Origin of the sequence: Priestia sp. SIMBA_032 (genome assembly GCF_046535215.1) — a bacterium.
Classification (GTDB): Bacteria; Bacillota; Bacilli; order Bacillales; family Bacillaceae_H; genus Priestia; species Priestia aryabhattai.
Genome location: NZ_JAWRXD010000026.1, coordinates 1 through 17,266, shown reverse-complemented (window position 1 = coordinate 17,266; position 17,266 = coordinate 1). Strand labels below are relative to the sequence as shown.

Genomic DNA, 17,266 nt, shown 5'->3' with positions numbered 1-17,266 from the left:
TGAATGTTTAGGTGCCGATAATGCTGATTATGTTAACTAGATCTGTATAAGGTATACACATTTCTTTCTCTTATTGTTAGAATAATTAGATTACTAGGAAAGAAGTGTGATGATGATGAAAATAGGCGTTCTTCCAACTGATTCCTTTATTGATCCAAACGGTAAAAATGTTAAGGAGGTCAAGATACTTATTGATGCGGTAATAAATTTGGTAGTTGATTATGCAAGCAATTCAGGAGATCATCCCCCTCTTTCACCTGAATGTAAGACAAAACTTTTTAATGAATTTTCTTCAGATGGTATTTCCACAGAAGAGCTTCTCTTACAGTTAGAGATCATATTAAAGCACTCTATGAATCCTTTAAACCCAAGGTACATGGGACATATGGACTCCATTCCTACGTTAATTTCCTGTTTGAGTGAGTTTGTAACAACTGCCCTTAATAACAATATGCTGAGTCTTGAAATGTCCCCTGTCTTTTCCAAAATGGAGGTTCAAGTACTTCAACAGCTTACTCAGATGTTTGATTTAGGACAAAATGCTGGCGGAGTTATAACAAGTGGGGGTAGCCTTGCTAATCTTCAGGCCCTAGCTGTTGCACGGAATTCTATCCTCCAAGTAAAAGAGAACGGAATAACTTCTTTAACAAAGAAACCTGTCATTTTGGTTTCAGAAGCAAGTCATACTTCCTTGCATAAGGCTGCAATGCTACTAGGACTGGGCACGTCTAGTGTCATTCCTGTAAAAAGTAATTCTAATTCCCAAATGGATACCAAAGATTTAGAAACAAAGATTACTACACTTATTCAAGAAGGAAAGCAACCTTTCGCAGTTGTTGCTACCGCAGGAACGACTGTTACAGGTAGCATTGATCCTTTACTGCCTATTTCAGAAATAACAACGAAATACGGAATGTGGTTTCATGTAGATGCAGCATATGGTGGAGCACTTGTCTTTTCAAAAAAACATAAGAAACTTCTCTCTGGAATTGAAAAAGCAGATTCGATTACATTCAATCCACAAAAGTGGATGTATGTCGCTAAAACATGCGCAATGGTTTTATTTAAAAACCATCATTTGTTGGAAACTGATTTTCGTATTTCAGCACCTTACATGAATGAAACGGACTTTACTAATTTGGGAGAAATAAGCGTTCAAGGTACTCGACATGCCGATATTCTGAAATTATATCTATCTCTTCAGCATATTGGTTTAAAAGGATATGAAGATTTAATAAATCAAGGTTTCACACTTATTGAAGAATTTACAAGAGAAGTAAAGAAACGATCTTATTTGGAGCTATCAGGTGAATCAGATACCAATATATGTTGTTTTAGACTACTTTTAAACGAGTATGACCAAAAACATCAAGATCAATTAAACCTTAAGTTGCAACAATATTTGTTAAAAGATCAGCAGGTGTTTCTATCCTTACCTGCTTATAGAGGAAAACGTTGGTTGAGGGCAGTTTTATTAAATCCCTTTATTTCGTCTTCAACTATTCAACAAGTGTTTAAAAAGATTGATGACTTTTATATTGAGCATTGCAAGGAACACCCACTCTTAAAGTAGAAATGTTTTTTATAATTACTGAGGAATTAATTAATCATAATTGGTACCTAGAACTCACATTATGTGAACTATCTCTGTATATCTTATGTATTAAGATTTTGATTGTAATTTATAACTTTGATAGGGATTTTATATAGATTAATTGAAAATATAGGAAATATATCTTTTAAGGAGTGTCTATATAAAATGTATTCTAAACCGAATCTAGTCTTAGATATAGCTGGAGTACTTGCAACTAATCTTTCTCCACACTTTTGGAACGATTTATCTCTAAAGTTCGAAGTCCCGTATGAGAAACTTATTCAATTTAAAAAAGAAACTCGTAAAGAATTATGGACTGGAGAAATTACAGAAAAAGATTTTTGGTTAAAGTTAAATACCTCTTTTCCTTCTATTGAAATAAACTATGCAAATTCTAAATTAAAATCAATTATAAAACCTTTACCAGCACTTAAACAAATACCTCTATGGAGTCAGTATGCCAATATCCATTTATTAAGTAATCATCGAATTGAGTGGATACAACATATTCTTGCTGAGGTTCAACCTTATATAAAAAGTATTACTATTTCTGGAGAAGCAGGTTGTTGTAAACCAGATAGGGCCATATACCTGAAAGTTGGACGATATTTAGATAAAAAACATATTCTATTTGTTGATGATCAAGAAAAGAATTTTAAAGAAGCTCGTAACTTGGGATGGAACACTTTATTAGCTGATACAGAAGGAGCATGGGTAGAAAAAGTTGTTTGTTCTTTATAGTTAAAGCTGCCGATGATAGCTGTTATGTTAACTGAAAATATATGAGTATACATCTTATAAAAGGTTATTTATGGTATTATTTTCTATACAAAGGGAGGGGTTGTTTTGGAGAAACCTGTTATACTAATCGGACCTATTTGTTCAGGAAAAACGACTGTGGCAGAAATAATAGCTAATAAGCTAGATACTCCTCAATGCTCAATTGATGATGTACGTTTTGATTATTATAAAGAAATAGGATTTAGTAAAGAACAGCAAGAGAGAATACGACAAACAGATGGTTTTAAAGGTGTATATACTTACTGGAAGCCGTTTGAAGTTCATGCGGTGAAACGGGTATTAGAAGACTATCCAAACTATATACATGATTTCGGGGCTGGGCATTCTGTTTATGAAGATAAATCTTTATTACAAGAAGCACAGGTTATTCTAGAGAAACACGAAAACATCTTTCTATTGCTTCCAAGTTCAGACATAAATGAATCTATAAATACTTTAACAGAAAGACTAAGTAAAATTACAGATGACAAAAGTGTGTTTGAACTAAATGAACACTTCATTAGACATAAATCAAATAGCATATTGTCTAAGCATATAATTTATACAAATGGGAAATCTGCCGAGGAAGTTGCTCAACAAATAATTGATAACATTAATTAATATATGTATGTACATATTCAAGCAAAGGGAACAAGTCTAGAAAATTGTTATTCTAGACTTGTTCTTTTTAATTATCGAAGTCTACTTGACGGATGAATAGGTGGGTGTTAAATTGATTTAAATATCCAAAAAATAGGGGATGGGAATTTATATGATTAATGATACAGCAATGGAAAGAGCTAAACTTACAAAAACGGCAGTAATAGATGCCCGGACTCTTGAGAGTTCTCACAAGAGATTAGCAGAGATCTTGACACCGGGAATGACTGTACTTGATGTTGGATGTGGTACAGGGGCAATTACTTCGGGAGTTGCAGAGTTAGTCGGTCCTGATACTCGCGTAGTCGGTGTTGATAATAATCCAATTTTAATAGAAAAAGCACGCCAAACTTACAAAGATCTTCCAGGGCTATCTTTTGAAATTGCTGATATCTATAATCTCCCCTTTCAGGATGAATTCGATATTGTTACTTCTGCAAGAGTTCTTCAATGGTTATCAAAACCTAAAGATGCTTTAAATCAAATGATTCAGTCTACAAAAGAGAACGGTCGAGTTTTGGTTCTTGATTACAATCATACAAAAATATCTTGGGAACCAGAAATTCCTGAAACGATGAAATCCTTCTACAAAGCTTTTTTACAGTGGCGTTCTGATGCAGGTATGGACAATGAAATAGCTGATCACCTTCAAAATATATTTAAAGATGCTGGACTTACAAATATAAAAATAACTCAACAAAATGAAAAGACGAAACAAGATGACCACGATTTTCATGATGGTATTACAATTTGGGCTAATGTAGCTCATATCAAAGGAAAGCAAATGATAGAGGATGGAGCAATTTCAGAGGATAAGTTAGAAGAAGCTCAAAAAGATTTTTCGGAATGGATAAAAGGATGCGCAAAATCTCAAACAATGTACTTATTAGCAATAGAGGGTACTGTGAATAGAGAACTTAACTAAAGAATCTTTTAAAAAGCCTTTGTAATCCACAAAGGCTTTTAGAAATTCCTATAATTGGTATTATGTAAATTAGCTCTGTATAAGGTATACATAAAAAAAGTTTTTTTGTAAAATATGTTTGACATAATGAAAATATTACCATAAACTATAAATGTAAAAGGTTTTTTACATTTTAGGAGTGGATTGATAAGAATGGATAACCGGATTAAAGAACTAAGAAAATCTAAAAAGTTATCTCAAGAGGTACTAGCCAATGCTTGTAAAGTATCTAGACAAACCATTAATGCGATTGAGAATAACAAATATGATCCAAGCTTAGAGTTAGCATTTCAGTTAGCAGAAAATTTAGAGGTTAGTGTAGACGAGTTATTTTTATATAAAAACAGGGGGAATCGATAATGGGAAATGTAAAAAAGAATTATGTACTTGCTACTATTATTTTATTAAGTTGCGCTTTTGTATTATTTACAATTTACATCACAGATTTTAAAGATGGAGTTAGATTAGGTGTAACGGGAGTTATAGCGATAGTTGGAGTTATAACTACTTTATGCCAACTTGCTACGTGGGGATTTGATCGAAAAGTTCAAAAAGATGAAATGGGTAAGAAAATTGCTACTATGAGTGCTAAAAGAAGCTATCATATCTTAACTATAAGTCTCTTCGTCCTTTGGATTTTAGATCGTATTATTTTCTTAAGAAAAAATGATTTTGGAAATATATCTTTGTTTGCAGCTTTCTGTTTAGCATTAGTCATCTTTCCAATTGTCCAATTCTTCTCTTCTAGACGTTATAGATAATTATTAAAAAGCCTAGAAATATAATATTTCTAGGCTTTTTAGTTCCTATAAAGTACATTATGGTAACTAATAATGAATGGAGTATACAGCTTTTTTTTAAGAATGCCTATGTTAAAATGGGATAAAAAGGTAACTAGTTAAGGGGATGCAAATGTCTTTTATTCTTAATAATTGTCTAGGCATTGGAGTAATTTTTAGTTTGATATTTTTCGCAAGTATAGTTATTGAAAAAAGAATAATTTCTCTTTTAGTTTCTTTAATTACTCTATTGTTTGGTTTATTTTTAACTTTTTATGCTGCTAATAAAATGAATGGATTTGAAGCTATAGACGTATATGTAAAAGGATTAATCTTCATTGGAGAAGCTTTAATCTTATTAGTTGTTACAAGTATATTCATAGTGACACAAGAATCGAAGAAGAAAACAGGCTAGCTTGGAAATCTTCAAGCTAGCCTGTTCCTAGAAAGTACACTATGTATGAGTCTTAAAGTAGTTTAAAATCCTCAAACAATATTGTAAATGCTCATTGCAATAATAGTTTGAACCATTGAAATGATACTTAATTGTATAAAAGAACTATTTCTTTTAGTAATATACGTATCGTATAAAATATTGACAATAAAGAAGCAAATGAGGCCTACAACAGTTTCAATTATAAACATTTTTATAACCCTCCACTTAATAAATATTAGATTTAACTAACTTCTACCTCCATATAACGGATGCCAAAAAAGGTGTAATATGTAACGCGATAATTTTTTATGGATTTTTGTTTCACACTGTTCCACTCGTGTCCATTCGGTTTGGCTTGATAACCTTGCACCATAAATTTATCCAGTGGTCTAAGTGACCATTTTCTGAAATCCCCTTCAAGTTGTGCTACCTTTTTCTCTTCTTCGGGTGAACTTAAATAGCGTGCTTCATTACTTGTTATTCTCGGTATACTGATAGCTAAAATAATAATAACCCCAATGAAGATGACCCAATTCAACAAGCGTTTTTTCATTTTGGATATTTCTCCCTTTTTTATTTCATTATATTATATCTATCGATATACGACTAATATATTATGCTAATTAAATTAGTAACGCTTCTTCATCATGTTTGTGCCAATAACAAGTTTTATGCTAACTAAATCTGTACAGGAGATTTATAGCAATCTACGTCTCTAGATGTATAGTAATAGCAAAGAATTAATGTTAAAATTTTCTATGTAAATTAATGGATTTTACATGGAGGATATTTATGAAAAAAGTTTATATTGGGGTCATAGCAGCTTTGAGTATATCTATACTCTTGTTTGGTTGTAGCTCAAAGGAAAAAGATATGAAGGAAGACGTAAACTTAGGGTTTGACCAAGCTAAAAAAGTAGAAGTATCATCTGTAAACCATCCAGACGTAGTAGTAAATACTATTGATAAGCAGCAAGATATAAATACATTTATCAATAAACTAAAAGTGGATAAATGGGATGCTGCAGAGATCCCTGCCGATGCTAAAAAAGAGAATGTCTATAAAATATATCAGGAAGGAACTGTTAAGTTGGGGGAGTCATCAAATAAGGGTAAAAAAGACCTTAAACAAGTTGCTACAGTTACTACTTACAAAGGTATTCCTTATATTGACGTTGAAATTAAAAATCTTAATTTAAAGCTTAAAGTTCCAAATGATGTATCTGAATATCTGTCTAGTCAAAGTCAACAGAAACATTAGTTACATACATAACAGGTATAAGAAATAGAGCCCTGAGAGTGTTGAACACTTTTAGGGCTTTATTTTTACCGATCACATACATTATGGTAACTAGAAATATATTATACTCCGAAACAAAAGGTAATTGTTTCCTTTTATACTGTATACTATAGGGAATGTGCAGTGCTAAAAATAGGAGGAAATTATATGAAAAACTTTTTTAAAAATGCTTTAAAGGTATCAATAGCTTCCTTAGTCACTTCAATAATTTTGTATGTAGTTATAATTGGATTGTTTCTTTTATCAATTGATACAGCAAATATTTTTGGTGCTGTAATTAAGATTACTGTGCCTATTTTAATTTTAGTTACAATCCTAGGGTTTATTTATTCTTTCTTTATCAAAGGCAAACAGAAAATCCCCTTTTTAATATTACATTTTATTTCTTTATGTGCTATTTCATTTAGTATATATCTTGTCACTAGTTTTCAAGACTTTGCGCCTTAAGAAATATTTACATATACAAAAAGAATTCTTTGCCCAGGCAAAGGATTTTCAAATTTATTGGAATAGGGGGAATACGTTATTAGTTTGGCCATATTCATAGATTAATATACATGGTGGTTTATAATTTCAGTATTTAATAAAGTCTAAATATAGGGAAGGTGACAAGATGGATGAATTTAAAGATTTACTATCTTACGGCATCTTAATGAAGCCTACTTCTTATTCCAAGTTAAAATTGGCTATTGAAGAGTTAACAACAGAGGAGTGGTTTAGAGAGTTGTATAAGATCCCATCTTACAACACTACAATTTGGAAGGACAAACAAGTAAAAAACATCCTTTTAGACCCTCAAAAAGTAAAGATGATAAAACAAGATCATTACCATGCTATGGAATTTATTAATCTTGTCAAAGAATTAGCCAACTAAAACAAAGCCTTTGCTGATAAGCAAAGGCTTTGTTTTATAATTAAGATTTCCGATAAGCTGTATTATGTAAACTGATTTTGTATATGATATACACTCTTAAATTCTATTTTAATTGTATGTTACAATGTAATTATAAGGAAAAAGAGGTGTATATAGGTATGTTAACTGCAATTGTAATAACGGTTTCAATTTTATCATTAGCTTGGATTGTTGGACAAAAGGAAAAGATAGAACAATGACTTGTAAAAAGAACATCTCATTAAGATATGAGATGCTCTTTTTGGTGCAGAGAAGTCACATCCAGTAATAACCTTTATTGTTACTCTAATTACCATTATTATAAAATTATAGGAATCAAGAAGAGAGGAATGGTAGAATGCCATTTGTAGTAGGTTATGGTATTGCAATTATAGGAGCGATGATAGCTTATCAACTAAGCAAGGGAAAAACAAAAAAACGAAAATACATTGTTTGGGGAATAGCGCTAATGTTGGCTATTGCACCATTTTTATCTTTCGCGATTGGTTTAACATACGCAGTTATTGCAGAAAACGGATGGGCAGCCTTAATAATGTGGTATATCTTTCCCGTAATTTTCGTAATAGGACTTATAGTGTTATTGATTGGTATTTTCAAGAAAAAAGAACAAAGAAAAGAAGCAGATCTTTAATTAAGGGTCTGCTTTTTATTTCTACCGATAAGAGTGATTATGTTAACAATAATGTAGTATACAATAGGTTTTTAAAGATATATTTGTATAAATAATGTAAATATGTAACTTTTATGGAACTCATTCGTATATATTATCAGGAGGGGATAATATGAATACATCGAGTATTAATTGGGCAGATATATCTTTCCAAATTTTTTGGTTAATTTTATTAGTTTCTATAGGCTTGTTTGTTTGGAAAGTTATTAATGTTAGAAAACAAAATAAGCGTTTTAATAAAAACTGATAAGATCTTTGTACATAGGAATGTGATTTTAAGAGAATGGTGGTACATATAGATGGCTTGTTGCAATCATTGTAAACAAAAATGGAATGCCAAGTGCATATGGTTACTGGGCTTTTCTAAAAACGGTAAGAAGTGTCCTAAATGTAATACAAGACAATTTGTTTCTTTTAAAGATGCTGGCCCTTTAATAGGAATAGGCTACTTAAGTGGAATAGTTGCTATACTCTTTGTTGTTTTTTTTCCGTTTCTTGTAAAACTAACAGATAAAGAAGAAATAACATGGTAGTAAAGTAAAAATAATAAAAAATGTACCTTTAAGCCTTTAGAAATAAGTATCTAAAGGTTTTTTGTTATTGGTTTCCGATAAGGTACATTATGGTAACTAGAAATGACATATACAGATTAAAAGTGAAGAAACTACCTAATGCTTAGGTAGTCTCTTCTATCCTTGTTGTAATTGATTTTTAAGTTGTTGTACAATAGTAGAATTTGCTGGAGCAGCTGGTTGGTAATAATTTTTTTGTTTTGCATACTCATACACACTACGTTGGCGTGTCTCGTCCTGATTACGTATTTGAATAAGTGTCTCATATAATTGTTGGTTATTTGTTTGGCTAATAATATTGGCATAACCTGTTAAACTTGCGTTAAGACCTGCTAAATAATCATTTACGATATCCTTTTCATTCATCTTTATCTGTCTCCTATCCTAAAAATGAAATGAGCTGTTGTTTTGTATTTCTAGCGTCACGTGCATCTTTTTGTAGCATTGCTGTAAGCTGTGGGTCATTGCATTCTTGTGCGTATTGTTCTAATTTATTAATCAGTGTCCCATGTGCTCCAATAAGATGACGCAAATTCTCTACTTCTAGCTCCGTCAAGTTTTGCATATTGATTTCGCTTCCTTTCTTCATTCATTCCTCTTTATTATGAAACAAATAAAAAAAGATATGCGTAATAAAAAATAAGATGAATTGATGAGACAGTGGATATAACTTTTCATAAACGTTACTATATATAAATCACATTACGTTAAGTAAATAATAAAGTATCCCGTTAAATTGATTAGTTTTATTATTTAAATAAAGTGGCCACAAATAGAGATTTTTACTTCTTATCATAACCAACCTATCATCTACTTCCCTTTTAAGAAATTGATTCTTTTATGGAATACTAACAAAAAATCTCCAAATATTTAATATTAATAGGTTTTTAGTAAGATATTTTTAGCTAAAAATATAAAAACATTGTTTTTTATATATATAAGTAAATATATAAACTAACTTATAAAAAATATAGTTTTACTATTTACTCTACATGACGACAAATTGTGGGTTTTTCTACAAAATAGATATTAAATGAACTTATTCTTATAAAAATTTTGTAGATTTGACGAGTGCATACGATTTTTTGTAAGGATATAAGATTTGTGTTCCATTTTAATTTTAAAATTAAATTTTATTACAATAAAGAAAGCCACTAGGTGCACTAGTGGCTTACCGTTTAAAAATCGCTATATTCTTCTAAGTCATCATCGTCTAATGAGCCAGATATATTTTCTAAATCTGCAACTTTTCCTTCTTTCAGTTGAGGAACCTTTGAAGGCTCTTCTTCTTTAAAAGTATTGCTTCCTCTAAAACCCGTTGTTTGGGCTAATGCCTTTAAATCAGATAGTTCATTCTTAATATGCTCAAACATTTCGTAGGTTTTTTTATCTTCCCTTGCTTTTCTTCCAGTAGATGTTTCATCTAAATCACGTAGAATTAAAGACGAAATATAATCTCCTAACTTACGCGATTTAGCATATGTAGCCAGTTGATTATACACTTCATCACTCAATCGATTTGTCTTAATGGTAAACGCATTTTGGCGTTCTGACATCCTTATCACCTACGTTGTTAGGATTTAACGGCTTTTTTCTCTGCTGCTTGCTTCTTCTGAACGTAACCAATACTACGAATTTCCAAGCCAAATAAATTTAAGTGACGGCTATCTTGAGGAACCTTATGGTACTTGTCTGTACGTTCTTCTCCAATTTTTTCACGCATACTATTCATGATGGCAACTTCTAAAGTAGGAGCTACCCCTCCACAGTACACATATTTACGCACTTTGTTCGCTGGTGGTGGTGCGACATCATTTAATTTAGCCAATAAAATCTCTACATATTCTCGAAGAGAAGACTTGATTGTATTTGTTAAATCAATGGATTCGCCTGTGTTTTCGTTTTTTAATACAAACTTTTGTTTGCTATAGTTATCGAGAATAAATTGATCAAAGGCACGTAAGTCTGTAAACAGTTCTAGAAATTTCTCTTTACGCAATTTATCAATATGCGCTAAATAAGGAATGCCTTCAATGCTTTGGAATGATTCACGACTATTGGCAGCTTTCAACCCTTCAGGTAGAATAACTACGTCAATGGAACCACCACCAATGTCCACCATAACTGTTTCACATTCTACATACTCATTCGCATCTTCACGATCTTCAAGGGTTAAGTCTTTTTTTAACGCAAAACGTGCACTTTCCCCCTCTTTTAAGCATGCACTTTCTTCTACTACTACCTTTAACGTATTTTCAAAACCAGGCGTATGCACGGTAAACGTATGGTCGCCTAAGAAGCGATTAGCCATCGCTTTTTGAGCCGCCCCAAACGTGCTCTCTTTCTTAAGAAGCCAGATTGGTAACATCGTAGAAAAATAGTCAATTTCAACTGTGTTATCCTTTTTATCCTTAGCATGTAACGCATGGTAATACGAAATGGCAGCTAAAAAGGTGATGTATGGAATATGACTTGTAATTTTATTATGTAATTTATTAATGTGATTGTTGGCAAGTAATTGACTTGCGGCAATGTCACCGACCAAGAAATAGCGCTCTTTCTCTTCTCCTTGAATAGTTGTGGAAAGTAAAATACGCTTTTTAAATTCTTCTGGAGCTGTAACAGCATCTGTAAAGAAAGAATCTGCAGCTTCTTTTTGCAGTTCAACTACATTCGTTGGAAAATCAAATAAATATCCATCCATGATGTTCATATCCACAGAGTTTCCGCAATCTTTATTAAAACGTGAAATTTTCATCTCTATACACCTCATTTTTAAGTTGAACTTCTATTGAACTAATTATACATAAAAAAAAGAGGTTGGACAATCTTTTTAGATGAACTTATTTATCATCAAAAACTTACATATATCAACAATCATGTTTATTTAGTTGATCTTACCTTGAGACGTAAATTAAATTAGGATAAGAGGAATCATGTTAATAAGAAGGTACTAAGTCGCTTATAATGAAAAATACTATGTGTTGACTACATAACCATCACATCAAGTATTTTCATACATCTAAAAAGAAAAAAGGAACACAAAAACCCTGTCCTTATCTATAGAAATAAAAATTGCTACAATAGAAAATCTAACAACAAAAGGTTCTATTTAAATCTTCACATAGACGGTTTAAGCACACTAGGGTAATTCCATACATACAGTAATTAGAAATCTTGTTCCTTCCACATTAGCCCAATTTCTTGTTCGCGCTGCAAAACCTTCTCCAGATAACGCTCTGTTGTCTTACGATCACTGTGACCTAGTTCCTTTTGAATTAAAAAGATATCTGCCCCCTGCTGCCTACTGTAAATGGCATAAAAGTGACGAAAATAATGGGGCGTAATCCTGTCAGTTCGTTCTTTCACAAAAGGTAACTCTGTTCGTTCAATGATACGCACAATATAATTACTTAAGTTTTTATAGTGATAATACTCTCCATCTTTGCTCGGAAATAATGGGCCTTGATCACTCGTATTTAAGGCTGTACTGACATTGCGTCTTCCTCTAAAGGCAAGAATTCGTTCATATAGGGAGGGATGAAGTAACTTATCAAATTTCTTCCCACCCTTACCTACTCCTCTTAAGCGATAATGCCCACTTAAGCTGTCTAGATATACATCTCCCCATGAAGCATTGGCTATTTCTTGGACACGTAATCCTGTCATAGCCAACATGGTTAACAATCCATGATTAATGGGATGATCTTTATAATAGTCTAGGATCTGCTTAACTTCATGATAGTACAAATCTCGATTTGGAATTTCTTGTTCTGATAGTGATGTGCTCAAGATTTCTTTATGCAATGGATACTGAATATACTTCGTTTCATGTAACCATTTCATAAAACTTTTTAAAATCGTCATTTTAGCATCTAAAGTTGCGGGTGAATAAGGTTTACCACCCTTACCTAACAATGCAGTACTTAAATACATTTGATAATTCCTTATGTGCCAAGGTCTTAGATTTTTAAAAATCGTTTCTTCTATATAATGGTCTACATCTTGTCGTAAGAATGACTCACTTTCTATTGCATACTGATAAAACTGAAATAAGATCCGTAAGTACTCTACTTTTGTGTTCTCTTTTCGTTCTCGATTCTTTCGGATATGCTTTCGTTGATGAACATAGTAGTACATCATTTCTTCGTCTGTAAAATCGCTAAACATGTCTTCGTTTTTTCGCTGGTGATGCTCATTTCTTTCTTCTAAAGCATCATAGTATGTAGTATTCAACATCAACGAAACTACTTTATGGAAATTCTCTTTTCTCTCACGTATCTCCGTTCCTATATTCATTAGAGATATATTTTGCATAAAACCTCTCCCTTCAATAATCTCGTTTTCTTATTCATATTTCTCTTTAGTGTTAAGATAGTTTCTTCTCTATTTAAGATTATGTATCAATTTATGTGTATGTAAAAAGCAAGGGACCTCTACCAGTGGTGATAACGTTCATAACAAATTTAAAAGTGAAAAAATACTAGTTTAATATTAATTATTACTACAGTTAAGTACGCATTAAAATTTATTTTTTAGAGATATTACTTCTTTATTTTATCTTATATAGAAGTAAAAGTGAAAACTTACTTTTTATAAAAATAGGATAAAATTTATATCATTTGTAGAAAAATGATCCATTTGTCGTTATTTAGAGTCAATATTAAAACATTATTTTTTATAAGTTAGTTTTAACATTTACACTTATAATGCAATAACTTTTAAACTTTAATCTTATTTAAATATGATATAATAGATTATTAGTTAATAGAAAAATAGAAGGAGTGTGCTTTATGATTGATAACCCCAGTAAAATTATTACCATTGAAGACGTGATGGAGATGTTAGCTATTTCATCTAAGAAAACAATTTATACATATATCCAGCAAGGAAAACTACATCCGATTAATAAAGATGACTGGCATATCGAGGGTCGTTATGAATTTGATCTAGTAGATGTGGTTCGGTTAAAAGAAGAATTAAAAAAGCCAGGACTTACGACAAAAGAAGTAGCGCAGCAACTCGATGTGTCCGTTACAACGGTCAATAAGTATATTAAGCAAGAATTATTACCAGCGTTCCAAGAAGAATACCGAGGAATCAATTGCTATTTTGTCCATGAAGAAGAGTTAGAGGCATTTAAGCGCACGCATGAAATCGGGCGCAAACCGAGTAAGCGTCATTTTTATCATACCGAACAAAATATTGCTTTATTTCAACTTTTTGTAAAGAGAGACGAGGAAAAAGAGCAACTTGCCCGTATCATCTCCGTAGAAGATCCGATTATGGCTATTACAGAACAACATGAGGAGTTAACATTAGAGGAATTAATTGACCGAGGCTTTGAAGCAGCCTATACCATTGAGTCGAAAAAAATGATTACCAAAGAAGGCTATGCTACGTTTACCTTTAAGCAAACAGCTTATGCAAAATCACATCTTTATAAGCTCATGGATTTATTTTATCAATACCTAAGCCCGACCAATATGAGGATTACGCCACAAGAAGAGAAAGAGCAATTTTTAATTGAAATCAAACCTATATTACTGACCGAATCCTCACACGAACTTATGGAGTTATTAGAGTCTGTTCTTGTCTCAGGTAAAATTAACAAGCGTAGCCGTGGCATTTATATTGATAGCGATTTGGAAGTGGTACGAGTCAAAGTAACAAGCGATTTAAAAGAAGAATTGCAGCAAAAAGCGAAAGAATTAGGCAAACGAAACATTGAAGAATTGTTACTATATGCTGTACAACAATTATAGAATGAACTAGGAAACGTTCAACTTTAACAAGACAAGCCAATAAAAGCGGGCTTGTCTTTATCTATACGATGAAATAAAAAAGTTTAATAAATTATCTTCTCATTATTAGAACTTTAGAAAGTAAATTAATCCTTTTGATAGATTAATTTACTTTCTATTTGATTTCAGCTGTATTTTAAATATTCCCTCATGATTTCTGGATTATTATGGAAGTTATTAGCCGTTCAATACAAGTTTCAGTACTCTAGAAACTTGTATTTTATTGCTATGTAAAGTTAGCTACTATAATAAGTGTTATAAGTAAAAAAAGAGCATAAACCCGTTGGTTTCCAACAAGTGTATGCTCTTTTTTAATATGACTTTTAACAGTTATTTATTCTTTTAGTTCTGTCACAAATAATTCAAAATATACGATTCCGATGCAAAACTGGGAAATGTGTCATAAGGATTTTCTAATATACATATGGATAGTGATGTAGCGATATTGTTACTCAGTGATACTTGATGCGCAATGAAAATCAGTGAGTTTATATAGATTCACATGAACTTTTATTGCATAGAAAAAACCATCGAAAGTATCTGAATGACAAAAAAAGCTAATAAACTACTTAAATATCTATGACGTACATTTTAGAGAAAGGAGTATCTATATGAGTGACTACTTTGAGGAGGTAATGAGGAAACTGACTATTGAAGATGTTAGCATTCTAGGATGGTTATTTCAGAATGAAGCAAACGCTGTGTTTAAAGCGATAAAGAAAAGTAGTATTGCAGATGAGTTTGAATATTCAACAGCTAACTTTCGTAAGACACTCAACAAGCTTGAAGCTATCCATTTCATAGGAACTGTTACTGGAGGAAAAGAACATAAATTGTATCTAACAGAATACGGTCAACAAGCTGTACAACAGGCCATACTTCAAGGAGAAGAAAATGAGGGGGTTAAGGAAATATGATAGGTATTGTAGGAATTGGTGCTGCAGGTGGGAATATAGCTGATTTAGCATTTGAAAATGGTATTAATGCTGTTGCATTGAACTTTTCAGAACGTGATTTGGAGTCATTAGATTTTGTAGAACAGCGTCTAATGCTTATAGGTAGCGAAGGAGTAGGAAAAAATCGAGATGAAGCTATTAATCTTATGGTCGATAAAAACTGGGAACTGGCACTGAAGTTTATTAAAGAGAACTTTTCAACACCTAGTACTGAAATTATTATGGTTTGTTTTTCTGCAGGTGGTGGCTCTGGTGGTGGTATTGGACCGATGCTTGTGGATCTTCTTGCTCAGGAAATGGATGACAAAGCAATTGTAGCTGTTCCTATCTTACCCGATACTACAGAAGCATTGGTTCATCAAGTCAATGCACTGTATGTTACTGAAGAGCTTTCACGTCAGGACCTTTGTGTATTACCTATTGATAACGAGCAGGTGAAAAAGAAAAATCCGAATGCAGGAAAAGCTAGAATCTTTAAAGAAACAAACGAAACATTTGTGAACTTAATTAGTACTCTTCCTAAATATACGGATAGACACTCTAAGCATGGTGTTTTAGATAAGAAAGACTTACGTACAATTTTTTCAACAAAAGGAATTTCTGCCATTTCATCTGCAGAAATAACAAAATTAGATGAAGGGCAAGCAGATATTAGAAATGAGGGTATTACAGAAGTAATTAAGAAATCATGGGAAAATTCAATCTTTGCACCACTTGAAATGCAAACTATACCAAAAGCAGGAATTATATATGAAGGTCCACTAGACTTATTTACGATAGATTCAGCCCAACTATTTAGTTCCTTTAAGGGGGGAGAACCAACCCATCTATTTGAAGGAACCTATGAAAGTGATCATGCAAAGGTAACAACAATTTTATCAGGAATGCCTTATTATTCTACCCGATTAAAAATTATTGAAGAAAAAATTGAAGCACAACAGAAGGTAAAAGAGGAGTTATCTACCATAGAAACAGGTTATGAATCTAAGTTGAAATTGCCTAAGGCTTCTCATAAGAAACCACTACCTAGAAATAAAAAGAAGGCAATCAATTCAATTTTAGATAAGTATCAGAATCGTTGAGCATTTTTAGTATATCTATGAAAACAAACATATATATATAAGATGCACTTTTTATAGACTCTTTGTTTACACAGATGTGGAGAGATTACCTTTATGAATCACTTGAAACCCTTAGTGCCACAAGGGTTCTTTTTTGTAGAGTGTTCCAGAAAGAGTTGTTGTTTAAATTGGAAATAAGTGATTAAAAATTTGGTGTAGACGAATCTGAGTATAAGAATATACTTCGTATTTGTTACTCTAATATCAAAAAATTTTCTAATTAACATTTTTGCTATGAAACGATATAAATTCTATATTAAAATCAATAATTTATCTACTACAAATAAAAAAGCAGTTTGCATATGCAAACTGCTTTTAAGATGACCCGTACGGGATTCGAACCCGTGTTACCGCCGTGAAAGGGCGGTGTCTTAACCGCTTGACCAACGGGCCAATATGGCTCCACAGGTAGGACTCGAACCTACGACCGATCGGTTAACAGCCGATAGCTCTACCACTGAGCTACTGTGGAATATGGTGGGCCTAAGTGGACTCGAACCACCGACCTCACGCTTATCAGGCGTGCGCTCTAACCAGCTGAGCTATAGGCCCATTATTTGGAGCGGGTGATGAGAATCGAACTCACGACATCAGCTTGGAAGGCTGAGGTTTTACCATTAAACTACACCCGCTTATTTTTAAAAATGGCGGTCCCGACGGGAATCGAACCCGCGATCTCCTGCGTGACAGGCAGGCATGTTAACCGCTACACCACGGG

General features: G+C 32.4%; 21 protein-coding genes and 4 tRNA genes. 15 read left to right on the top strand and 10 right to left on the bottom strand.

Translation table 11 applies throughout. From position 1 onward, the window contains the following. Window positions 1-109: 109 nt before the first annotated feature. The 7 genes from SB717_RS29965 (at window position 110) to SB717_RS29935 (ending at window position 5,192) form a co-directional block, all read left to right on the top strand. On the top strand, window positions 110-1,573 hold the full coding sequence (locus SB717_RS29965; RefSeq protein ID WP_410906211.1) for a pyridoxal phosphate-dependent decarboxylase family protein: 1,464 nt from the start codon (window positions 110-112) through the stop codon (window positions 1,571-1,573). Between the two features lie 186 nt (window positions 1,574-1,759). Next, the gene (locus tag SB717_RS29960; protein WP_410906209.1) at window positions 1,760-2,335 is read left to right on the top strand and encodes an HAD-IA family hydrolase; all 576 of its coding nucleotides are present in this window, start codon (window positions 1,760-1,762) and stop codon (window positions 2,333-2,335) included. A gap of 105 nt (window positions 2,336-2,440) precedes the next feature. Further along, window positions 2,441-2,995 (top strand): shikimate kinase, encoded by a 555-nt coding sequence (locus SB717_RS29955; RefSeq protein ID WP_230185742.1) that lies wholly within the window; start codon window positions 2,441-2,443, stop codon window positions 2,993-2,995. Window positions 2,996-3,146: 151 nt separating this feature from the next. Continuing rightward, window positions 3,147-3,959, top strand: coding sequence for a methyltransferase domain-containing protein (locus SB717_RS29950; RefSeq protein ID WP_410906207.1), 813 nt, complete (start codon window positions 3,147-3,149; stop codon window positions 3,957-3,959). A gap of 192 nt (window positions 3,960-4,151) precedes the next feature. Beyond that, window positions 4,152-4,358: a helix-turn-helix transcriptional regulator gene (locus SB717_RS29945; RefSeq protein WP_410906205.1), complete on the top strand. Its 207-nt coding sequence runs from the start codon at window positions 4,152-4,154 to the stop codon at window positions 4,356-4,358. Then, complete coding sequence (locus SB717_RS29940) at window positions 4,358-4,759, top strand: hypothetical protein (protein WP_074898122.1); 402 nt, start codon at window positions 4,358-4,360, stop codon at window positions 4,757-4,759. The genes SB717_RS29945 and SB717_RS29940 overlap by 1 nt, the downstream gene beginning before the upstream one ends. Window positions 4,760-4,910: 151 nt before the next feature. Next, window positions 4,911-5,192: a hypothetical protein gene (locus SB717_RS29935; protein WP_098239820.1), complete on the top strand. Its 282-nt coding sequence runs from the start codon at window positions 4,911-4,913 to the stop codon at window positions 5,190-5,192. 262 nt (window positions 5,193-5,454) lie between these two features. On the opposite strand, the gene SB717_RS29930 is transcribed toward SB717_RS29935, so the two are convergent. Then, a complete protein-coding gene (locus tag SB717_RS29930) occupies window positions 5,455-5,766 on the bottom strand; it encodes a hypothetical protein (protein WP_237075415.1) in 312 nt (103 codons plus the stop codon). 239 nt (window positions 5,767-6,005) lie between these two features. Between SB717_RS29930 and SB717_RS29925 the strand changes: the two genes are divergently transcribed. The 5 genes from SB717_RS29925 to SB717_RS29905 all read left to right on the top strand — a co-directional run bounded on the left by SB717_RS29925 (window position 6,006) and on the right by SB717_RS29905 (window position 8,342). Continuing rightward, window positions 6,006-6,473 carry a hypothetical protein gene (locus SB717_RS29925; RefSeq protein ID WP_410906203.1) on the top strand — a complete coding sequence of 156 codons (468 nt, stop codon included), beginning with the start codon at window positions 6,006-6,008 and terminating at the stop codon, window positions 6,471-6,473. Between the two features lie 186 nt (window positions 6,474-6,659). After that, window positions 6,660-6,959 (top strand): hypothetical protein, encoded by a 300-nt coding sequence (locus SB717_RS29920; RefSeq protein WP_261590712.1) that lies wholly within the window; start codon window positions 6,660-6,662, stop codon window positions 6,957-6,959. Window positions 6,960-7,125: 166 nt separating this feature from the next. Next, on the top strand, window positions 7,126-7,386 hold the full coding sequence (locus SB717_RS29915) for a hypothetical protein (RefSeq protein WP_261590711.1): 261 nt from the start codon (window positions 7,126-7,128) through the stop codon (window positions 7,384-7,386). A 376-nt stretch (window positions 7,387-7,762) separates the two neighbouring features. Then, entirely contained in the window at window positions 7,763-8,056 is a 294-nt protein-coding gene (locus tag SB717_RS29910; protein ID WP_215055051.1) for a hypothetical protein, read from the top strand. Window positions 8,057-8,207: 151 nt separating this feature from the next. Next, window positions 8,208-8,342, top strand: coding sequence for a hypothetical protein (locus SB717_RS29905; protein ID WP_255256618.1), 135 nt, complete (start codon window positions 8,208-8,210; stop codon window positions 8,340-8,342). A 442-nt stretch (window positions 8,343-8,784) separates the two neighbouring features. Here the strand turns inward: SB717_RS29905 and SB717_RS29900 are convergent, their stop codons facing one another. The 5 genes from SB717_RS29900 to SB717_RS29880 all read right to left on the bottom strand — a co-directional run bounded on the left by SB717_RS29900 (window position 8,785) and on the right by SB717_RS29880 (window position 12,984). Further along, the gene (locus tag SB717_RS29900) at window positions 8,785-9,033 is read right to left on the bottom strand and encodes a spore coat protein (RefSeq protein ID WP_013060045.1); all 249 of its coding nucleotides are present in this window, start codon (window positions 9,031-9,033) and stop codon (window positions 8,785-8,787) included. Window positions 9,034-9,046: 13 nt separating this feature from the next. Beyond that, a complete protein-coding gene (locus SB717_RS29895) occupies window positions 9,047-9,232 on the bottom strand; it encodes a hypothetical protein (RefSeq protein WP_013060044.1) in 186 nt (61 codons plus the stop codon). Window positions 9,233-9,845: 613 nt separating this feature from the next. Continuing rightward, a complete protein-coding gene (locus SB717_RS29890) occupies window positions 9,846-10,223 on the bottom strand; it encodes a hypothetical protein (protein WP_410906201.1) in 378 nt (125 codons plus the stop codon). A 17-nt stretch (window positions 10,224-10,240) separates the two neighbouring features. Continuing rightward, a complete protein-coding gene (locus tag SB717_RS29885; protein WP_271997361.1) occupies window positions 10,241-11,425 on the bottom strand; it encodes an Alp7A family actin-like protein in 1,185 nt (394 codons plus the stop codon). A gap of 410 nt (window positions 11,426-11,835) precedes the next feature. Next, on the bottom strand, window positions 11,836-12,984 hold the full coding sequence (locus tag SB717_RS29880; protein WP_410906199.1) for a tyrosine-type recombinase/integrase: 1,149 nt from the start codon (window positions 12,982-12,984) through the stop codon (window positions 11,836-11,838). Window positions 12,985-13,460: 476 nt separating this feature from the next. On the opposite strand from SB717_RS29880, the gene SB717_RS29875 reads away from it, so the two are divergent. The 3 genes from SB717_RS29875 to SB717_RS29865 all read left to right on the top strand — a co-directional run bounded on the left by SB717_RS29875 (window position 13,461) and on the right by SB717_RS29865 (window position 16,509). Further along, window positions 13,461-14,432 carry a helix-turn-helix domain-containing protein gene (locus SB717_RS29875; protein ID WP_410906197.1) on the top strand — a complete coding sequence of 324 codons (972 nt, stop codon included), beginning with the start codon at window positions 13,461-13,463 and terminating at the stop codon, window positions 14,430-14,432. 650 nt (window positions 14,433-15,082) lie between these two features. Continuing rightward, window positions 15,083-15,388, top strand: a complete 306-nt coding sequence (locus SB717_RS29870) for a hypothetical protein (RefSeq protein ID WP_029325486.1) — start codon at window positions 15,083-15,085, stop codon at window positions 15,386-15,388. Continuing rightward, window positions 15,385-16,509 (top strand): FtsZ/tubulin family protein, encoded by a 1,125-nt coding sequence (locus tag SB717_RS29865; protein ID WP_074683613.1) that lies wholly within the window; start codon window positions 15,385-15,387, stop codon window positions 16,507-16,509. The genes SB717_RS29870 and SB717_RS29865 overlap by 4 nt, the downstream gene beginning before the upstream one ends. 360 nt (window positions 16,510-16,869) lie before the next feature. Here SB717_RS29865 and SB717_RS29860 read toward each other — a convergent pair. From SB717_RS29860 to SB717_RS29845, 4 genes are all read right to left on the bottom strand, one after another. Next, window positions 16,870-16,941: transfer RNA gene (locus tag SB717_RS29860), tRNA-Glu, on the bottom strand. Window positions 16,942-16,945: 4 nt separating this feature from the next. Continuing rightward, window positions 16,946-17,020, bottom strand: a tRNA-Asn gene (locus SB717_RS29855). A gap of 3 nt (window positions 17,021-17,023) precedes the next feature. Next, window positions 17,024-17,100, bottom strand: a tRNA-Ile gene (locus tag SB717_RS29850). A gap of 6 nt (window positions 17,101-17,106) precedes the next feature. Beyond that, window positions 17,107-17,180 (bottom strand) — tRNA-Gly (locus tag SB717_RS29845). Window positions 17,181-17,266: the final 86 nt, after the last annotated feature.

Excerpts from the sequence above, each read along its gene's own strand:
- SB717_RS29885 (WP_271997361.1), bottom strand. The coding sequence starts at position 11,425 with ATGAAAATTTCACGTTTTAATAAAGATTGCGGAAACTCTGTGGATATG.
- SB717_RS29940 (WP_074898122.1), top strand. The coding sequence starts at position 4,358 with ATGGGAAATGTAAAAAAGAATTATGTACTTGCTACTATTATTTTATTA.
- SB717_RS29920 (WP_261590712.1), top strand. The coding sequence starts at position 6,660 with ATGAAAAACTTTTTTAAAAATGCTTTAAAGGTATCAATAGCTTCCTTA.
- SB717_RS29900 (WP_013060045.1), bottom strand. The coding sequence starts at position 9,033 with ATGAATGAAAAGGATATCGTAAATGATTATTTAGCAGGTCTTAACGCA.
- SB717_RS29870 (WP_029325486.1), top strand. The coding sequence starts at position 15,083 with ATGAGTGACTACTTTGAGGAGGTAATGAGGAAACTGACTATTGAAGAT.
- SB717_RS29915 (WP_261590711.1), top strand. The coding sequence starts at position 7,126 with ATGGATGAATTTAAAGATTTACTATCTTACGGCATCTTAATGAAGCCT.
- SB717_RS29890 (WP_410906201.1), bottom strand. The coding sequence starts at position 10,223 with ATGTCAGAACGCCAAAATGCGTTTACCATTAAGACAAATCGATTGAGT.
- SB717_RS29950 (WP_410906207.1), top strand. The coding sequence starts at position 3,147 with ATGATTAATGATACAGCAATGGAAAGAGCTAAACTTACAAAAACGGCA.
- SB717_RS29965 (WP_410906211.1), top strand. The coding sequence starts at position 110 with ATGATGATGAAAATAGGCGTTCTTCCAACTGATTCCTTTATTGATCCA.
- SB717_RS29945 (WP_410906205.1), top strand. The coding sequence starts at position 4,152 with ATGGATAACCGGATTAAAGAACTAAGAAAATCTAAAAAGTTATCTCAA.
- SB717_RS29895 (WP_013060044.1), bottom strand. The coding sequence starts at position 9,232 with ATGCAAAACTTGACGGAGCTAGAAGTAGAGAATTTGCGTCATCTTATT.
- SB717_RS29935 (WP_098239820.1), top strand. The coding sequence starts at position 4,911 with ATGTCTTTTATTCTTAATAATTGTCTAGGCATTGGAGTAATTTTTAGT.
- SB717_RS29930 (WP_237075415.1), bottom strand. The coding sequence starts at position 5,766 with ATGAAAAAACGCTTGTTGAATTGGGTCATCTTCATTGGGGTTATTATT.
- SB717_RS29875 (WP_410906197.1), top strand. The coding sequence starts at position 13,461 with ATGATTGATAACCCCAGTAAAATTATTACCATTGAAGACGTGATGGAG.
- SB717_RS29960 (WP_410906209.1), top strand. The coding sequence starts at position 1,760 with ATGTATTCTAAACCGAATCTAGTCTTAGATATAGCTGGAGTACTTGCA.
- SB717_RS29865 (WP_074683613.1), top strand. The coding sequence starts at position 15,385 with ATGATAGGTATTGTAGGAATTGGTGCTGCAGGTGGGAATATAGCTGAT.
- SB717_RS29880 (WP_410906199.1), bottom strand. The coding sequence starts at position 12,984 with ATGCAAAATATATCTCTAATGAATATAGGAACGGAGATACGTGAGAGA.
- SB717_RS29910 (WP_215055051.1), top strand. The coding sequence starts at position 7,763 with ATGCCATTTGTAGTAGGTTATGGTATTGCAATTATAGGAGCGATGATA.
- SB717_RS29925 (WP_410906203.1), top strand. The coding sequence starts at position 6,006 with ATGAAAAAAGTTTATATTGGGGTCATAGCAGCTTTGAGTATATCTATA.
- SB717_RS29905 (WP_255256618.1), top strand. The coding sequence starts at position 8,208 with ATGAATACATCGAGTATTAATTGGGCAGATATATCTTTCCAAATTTTT.